A 516-nucleotide genomic window follows, 5' to 3' on the forward strand; every position below is an offset into this window, starting at 1 on the left:
AAGCCACGGAGATGACCAGCGGCATCGGCGTGAAAGTCACCGATATGAAGGGGGGCACCCCCTTCGACTCCTCCATTGTCATCGATGTGAGCAGGCGGGCACGCTCAAGTCCTTCGAGCCTGCCGAGCGCGATCAGGTGGCCATCGCCGACATCAAGGTCGACGGCAAAGAGGTGGGCAAGGTGCGCCTGTGGGTGTACGGCTCCGAGGCGCTTATGCGCCAGCCCGATCAGGAATTCCGGGACAACTCCTATCAGGCTATGTTCATTGCCGCAGGCGTGGCCATTGTGCTGGCCTCCTGCATCGGCTTCCTCTTCGCGCGCAACTTGTTGGCGCCCATCAACCGCATCATGGGCGCGGCCCGCGCCATCGGCGAGGGCGATCTGTCGGCGCGCACTAACCTAACGGGCGAGACGAGGTGGCCCGCCTGGGTGAAACCTTCGACGCCATGGCCGAATCGGTAGAGAAGGACCGCGATCTGGAGCGGCGGCTTACCACTGACGTGGCCCACGAGCTG

Annotated in this window: 1 protein-coding gene; it reads left to right on the plus strand. The window is 64.0% G+C overall.

Annotated features, from left to right (window positions below; translation table 11 throughout):
• Positions 1–463 (plus strand): HAMP domain-containing protein (locus tag PZH32_RS11225; protein ID WP_275208332.1); only part of this gene is annotated, 463 nt, incomplete at its 5' end.
• Positions 464–516 lie beyond the last annotated feature (53 nt).

The organism is Adlercreutzia equolifaciens, from assembly GCF_029076695.1.
Taxonomy (GTDB): Bacteria; Actinomycetota; Coriobacteriia; order Coriobacteriales; family Eggerthellaceae; genus Adlercreutzia; species Adlercreutzia equolifaciens_A.